Source organism: Marinilabilia salmonicolor (genome assembly GCF_003003035.1).
Lineage (GTDB): Bacteria > Bacteroidota > Bacteroidia > Bacteroidales > Marinilabiliaceae > Marinilabilia > Marinilabilia salmonicolor_A.
Genome location: NZ_PVTS01000039.1, coordinates 1 through 5,238 on the forward strand (window position 1 = coordinate 1; position 5,238 = coordinate 5,238).

Sequence of the window (5,238 nt, forward strand, 5' to 3'; positions counted from 1 at the left end):
TACTTACACAGAAACTTTACTCTTAAACGAGGAACAAAAAAGACTTGCAGATCTCTTTGGATTTTAATTTGGGTGTCCCAGTGCGGAACTCAGGAAAAACCCGGATTGTTTAAGTCCGGGTTTTTTTGTGTTTTGTTATCTGATGTTTATAGATTATTCTCTTCCAAATTCTGTTTTGATATCGTTTGTGAATTGTCTGATTTGCTGCTCATTTTCTTTGGGACAGATCAATAGCGCGTCGCCGGAATCCACGACAATATAATCCGATAAACCCTGGACAACCGCAATTTTATCTTCCGGCACATTTACAATAGAGCCTTCGGTATCGTATAAGAGCGTTTTCCCGTTTATGACGGCATTGCCTTCCTTATCCTGAGCGGAATATTCATAGAGGGAGGACCATGTTCCTAAATCTGACCATCCAAAATTCACCGTTTCTACATATACATTATCTGCCTTTTCCATGATACCGTAATCGATGGAAATATTCTTGCATTCTGCATAGATGTCGGTAATTTCTTTCTCCTCAATAGCGGGTTTTGTTTTCAGCGGATCAAAAAGCTGTTTAACTTCTTTGAGATGACTCTCAAATGAAGAGTTGATGGCTTTTAGAGACCAGAGGAAAATACCTGAATTCCAGAAAAACTCACCACTTTCAAAGAATACCTTTGCCAGTTCGGCGTTGGGTTTTTCAGTAAAAGTCTTTACTTTCTTGATTGATTCATTGTTGGCCTCGTCTTTTCCGGTCTGGATATATCCATAACCTGTTTCCGGACGATGCGGTTTAATACCCAGAGTCAGCAGGGCGTCATTGGTTTCTACAAAATCCAGCCCCAGATTAATGGCTTTATGAAATTCGCTTTCATTGATGATCAAATGGTCTGCAGGGGTTACCACAATGTTGGCATCCGGATTTCTTTCTTCAATCCATTTGTTAGCAAAAGCGATGCAGGGGGCGGTATTTCTTCTGAAGGGTTCCGTAAGTACCTGTTCCGGTGTTAGTTCCGGAAGCTGTTCCAATACCATCTTATTGTAATCTCCACTGGTAACTACAATGATGTTCTCAGCCGGACAGATGGGGGCGAAACGTTCAAATGTTTGTCTCAGAAGACTTTTTCCTGTTCCCAGAATATCCAGGAATTGTTTTGGTGTTTCAGTTTTGCTTAGGGGCCAGAAGCGACTTCCGATTCCCCCTGCCATGATGACACAAAAAGTGTTGGTTTTCATTTTTTTACTTCTTTGATGTTAACAATTGTATGTCAATTGATAATGGTTCTGTTTTATTAATCATTAAGTTTTCTTTTTTTCATTCCACTAAATTAGTTACTATTTTTAAGAAAATTTTCAACCATGGCTTTTTTATACCAAACAGGCCGGTATTTTCTTTTCCTAAAGAGGGTATTCGGGCGACCGGTGAAACACCGTATTTTTCTTAAACAGATTATTGATGAGATAGATGATCTGGGGGTTGGCTCCCTTGGCATCGTCGTTATTATCTCTTTTTTTATTGGCGCTGTCATAACACTGCAGACAGCCTACAATATAGAATTGCCGATTATTCCCAAATATACCGTCGGAGTTGCTGCCCGTGACACCATCTTGCTGGAGTTTTCTTCTACCATCGTATCATTGATACTTGCCGGAAAGGTGGGTTCGCACATTGCTTCAGAAATTGGCACCATGCGGGTGACAGAGCAAATAGACGCGTTGGATGTGATGGGGATTAATTCTGCAGGATATCTGGTTCTTCCTAAAGTGGTTGCCATGGTCTTCATCAATCCTTTTCTGGTGATGATAAGCATGGGAATCGGTATTGGAGGCGGATGGGTTGCCGGTGCATCCACCGGGGTGGTACCCTCTCCGGAGTATATCTATGGGATTCAATATGCTTTTATTCCTTTCTATGTTGTTTACTCTCTGATAAAGTCGGTTGTTTTTGGCTTTCTTATTGCCACAATTTCCGGATACTGGGGGTATTACACTACGGGGGGCTCCCTGGAAGTAGGACGGTCAAGTACCAAAGCTGTGGTGGTCAGCAGCATCCAGATTCTTCTGTTCAATTTGATTCTAACTCAACTTTTACTGGCATGATAGAGGTGAAAAATATATATAAGTCTTTCGACGACAATGATGTCCTGAAGGACGTATCCAGTGTTTTTGAAGCAGGCAAGACAAACTTGATTATAGGTCAGAGTGGGTCCGGGAAAACCGTTTTGCTTAAAACCATTGTGGGACTCCATGAAGTGGATCGGGGGGAAGTGATCTATGACAGCAGAAGTTTTACAAAGATGCATGGGAAAGAGCGTAAAGATTTGAGAAAAGAGATGGGGATGTTGTTTCAGGGAAGCGCGCTTTTTGACTCAAAAACGGTGGAAGAGAATGTGAGGTTTCCGTTGGATATGTTCTCCGATATGAACATGAGCGATCGGATCGACAGAGCCAATTTCTGCCTCGAAAGGGTCCATCTTGAAAATGCGAATCATTTGTATCCGGCAGAGATTAGCGGTGGGATGCAAAAACGTGTGGCCATTGCCCGTGCCATCGCACTTAATCCCAAGTATCTTTTTTGCGATGAGCCTAACTCCGGGTTGGATCCGAGAACCTCGATTGTTATTGATGAGTTGATTCAGGAGATAACCAAAGAATACAATATGACCACTATTGTAAATACCCATGATATGAACTCAGTAATGGGGATTGGTGAAAAGGTGGTGTTTATTGCCAACGGAGAAAAATGCTGGGAAGGAACCAATGCAGAGATTTTAAAATCCGACAACGAACGGTTGAATGATTTTATTTTTGCATCTAAGTTTCTTAAACAATTAAGGGCCGGAAGTTAATAAACATCCGACCCCTAGGAATTTATTCAGAACTTTTTTCTCAGTGTTTTATTACCTCCGGAAAGTCAACCCACATCCTGTTTCTCAACGGATAAAGCTTTTCCCTCAGGCCTGGTGCTTTTTTGAACTGCCTGGAGGCTGATTTCACAATTGATTGTTCATCGCTTTCATCGTAAATAAAAGGTTCTCCTGTTATTTCTGAAATCGCTTTAGCCATGAATAACTCTTCAGGGGCTCCCAACTCACCCGGGTAATTATAGAAATAGTCGTTCAGAACAACGTCAGGGATTAACCCCTGGGTATAGTCAATATTGTCCTCTGCATTGATGGAACGCATAACGATAGGCTGCATGGCCCAATCGTGCTTCTCTTCATCATCAATGGTAATGGAACCGTAATATTTCCCGTGCGTTTGCGTTCCGATTTGCACAACATCCATATAAGGCTCCAAGCCGTAGATGATCATCTCGCTGGCTGAGGCTGTAGATTCTGTGGTGAAAACATAGAGCTTGTCTATGTTCAGGTTGTTTTCCTGTTCAGAAAATTTACGCAAGAAGAAATCAGGTGTGTAGTCGGGGTCTCTCTTAATGTCATTGGTTATGATGTCGTTGTAAACGGTTTCAATAAAGACATTACCGGTATTTCCGGCAGGTACGAGCATGCTTCCCAGCAATTCTGCTGTAGCCACTGATCCGCCACCATTGTAACGTAAGTCGAGCACCATGTCAGTCACACCTGCTTGCTTGAACTCCTGAATTACTGCCTCGAGATCGTCATTGTAATCATAAACAAAGGAGGTATAAGCCAGGTAGCCTATTTTATGTCCGAGTGTATCTATGATGTTGGTTTTTACAATAGGATTCAGACTTATTTCCAGAGCTTGTATGGGGATTGTTGGTTCCAGGTCTGACGTGTTGCCACCAACTATTTCGCCTAAAGTGATTTCAAAAGAGGTCCTTCCCAGAAGATCTGAGTAATTCTCATCATTGATTAACTGTCCGTCAATTTTTACAATGATATCTCCTCTTTTCAGACCTGCATCTTCTGCAGGAGTATCGGGATGAACATATTCTATAACTGCAATCACCTGGTTTGATGTAGAATTCAGGTACATGAGTTGTAGTGAATAACCGGTGCTTTTTTCAATTCCGGAGAAATATTTAACCAGTGCCGGGTAGTCATCGGTAATAAAGGACCACCTGTCATCAGGATCTTTTAGTAGCTTGTAAAAATATGCTTCTGAATCTTCCTCTTTTTCCTGGTCGATGTCGGGTAGCTCCTCATTCCAGAAATAGTAAATCTCCATATTGTCTTTTATGAAGTTGTTGATCATCAAAACTTCCTCGTCAATTGAATTCTCCTCCTCTTCCTCTTCTTCGGGATTGTTCAATTCGGTTTTAGGAACAACAGTGTTATTTTCATCATCAGAGCAATAGGTTAGAAAGGCTATTGAGAGAATTGAGATGAACAACAAATAGATGGGGTGTTTCATTTTTTTCATGGGGTTCATTTTACTGGTTTAATAAATTTGGATTTCTTGTATCAGGTTAAGTTGTTGTTAAACTCATTCTTGGAGACGGGATAATTGTTTGCAAAAAGAGTGAAAATGTTTTACTCAGACCTGACTCTGTTCGTTGTGATTTAAACTCAAATTTAGTATTTTATTTTGAGAAAGCTTTTTTGAAAAACGCTTATTTGTTTGTTTTTTGATATTGGCATTCATTAATTTGATAACGCTTCTTCTCTATTAAATGTTTTGGGAGGGCTTTTTAGCTGATGAGCTGTTGAGCTCAACCCTCATTCCTCAACCCTGATTTCCCCTTGACACTCTCCCCCAAAATTCTTATTTTTACTTTTCTGACATAAAATTTGAGACGTCTATATTTGACCCTCAGCGGGTTGACATTTTTTCACATAAATAGATTGAAGAAAGATTTGGAAAAGCGGGAAACAATGCGTTATCTTTGCACCCGCTTTGCAAGAGAGACCAAGGGGTTCGAGCAAAAAAGCAGAGCAATCTTTTTGGAGTAAGAGCTGACGAGATCAGCACTTGAAAAAAAGATGAAAAATAATTTTGGCAGAGAAAAATATTTGATTTATCTTTGCACTCGCTTTTGAAAAAAAGCAGGCATCCCGAAGGGGGCCATCGGCCGGTACAGTAGGTTCATGAACCTACTATACGGCAAAAAAAGATCTTTGAAATTATTAATGCAAAACCAAAAACAAGGTAAAAGCGGATCCACAAGTCAATTTCAAGAATTTGGAGTCGGGATTTTTTGTTTGAGGATATGTTCTTAAAAGAGATTTTATTTTAAAACTTTCCTACAACGAAGAGTTTGATCCTGGCTCAGGATGAACGCTAGCGACAGGCCTAACACATGCAAGTCGAGGGGTAACA

At 40.7% G+C, this 5,238-nt stretch carries 4 protein-coding genes and 1 rRNA gene; 3 read left to right on the forward strand and 2 right to left on the reverse strand.

The genetic code is table 11. The features are described from left to right. Positions 1-153: 153 nt before the first annotated feature. Positions 154-1,227 (reverse strand): mannose-1-phosphate guanylyltransferase, encoded by a 1,074-nt coding sequence (locus BY457_RS18655; RefSeq protein WP_106154843.1) that lies wholly within the window; start codon positions 1,225-1,227, stop codon positions 154-156. 123 nt (positions 1,228-1,350) lie between these two features. On the opposite strand from BY457_RS18655, the gene BY457_RS18660 reads away from it, so the two are divergent. Both BY457_RS18660 and BY457_RS18665 read left to right on the forward strand, forming a co-directional pair. Next, positions 1,351-2,091 carry an MlaE family ABC transporter permease gene (locus BY457_RS18660; RefSeq protein WP_106154844.1) on the forward strand — a complete coding sequence of 247 codons (741 nt, stop codon included), beginning with the start codon at positions 1,351-1,353 and terminating at the stop codon, positions 2,089-2,091. Then, on the forward strand, positions 2,088-2,840 hold the full coding sequence (locus tag BY457_RS18665) for an ABC transporter ATP-binding protein (RefSeq protein ID WP_106154845.1): 753 nt from the start codon (positions 2,088-2,090) through the stop codon (positions 2,838-2,840). The genes BY457_RS18660 and BY457_RS18665 overlap by 4 nt, the downstream gene beginning before the upstream one ends. A 40-nt stretch (positions 2,841-2,880) precedes the next feature. Here BY457_RS18665 and BY457_RS18670 read toward each other — a convergent pair whose 3' ends face one another. Next, entirely contained in the window at positions 2,881-4,341 is a 1,461-nt protein-coding gene (locus BY457_RS18670) for a S41 family peptidase (protein ID WP_258176796.1), read from the reverse strand. Between the two features lie 823 nt (positions 4,342-5,164). On the opposite strand from BY457_RS18670, the gene BY457_RS18675 reads away from it, so the two are divergent. After that, positions 5,165-5,238, forward strand: a 16S ribosomal RNA gene (locus tag BY457_RS18675); the annotation flags it as partial.

Bases quoted from the DNA above. Each gene is read 5' to 3' on its own strand.
- BY457_RS18655 (WP_106154843.1), bottom strand. From the start codon at position 1,227: ATGAAAACCAACACTTTTTGTGTCATCATGGCAGGGGGAATCGGAAGT.
- BY457_RS18660 (WP_106154844.1), top strand. From the start codon at position 1,351: ATGGCTTTTTTATACCAAACAGGCCGGTATTTTCTTTTCCTAAAGAGG.
- BY457_RS18665 (WP_106154845.1), top strand. From the start codon at position 2,088: ATGATAGAGGTGAAAAATATATATAAGTCTTTCGACGACAATGATGTC.
- BY457_RS18670 (WP_258176796.1), bottom strand. From the start codon at position 4,341: ATGAAAAAAATGAAACACCCCATCTATTTGTTGTTCATCTCAATTCTC.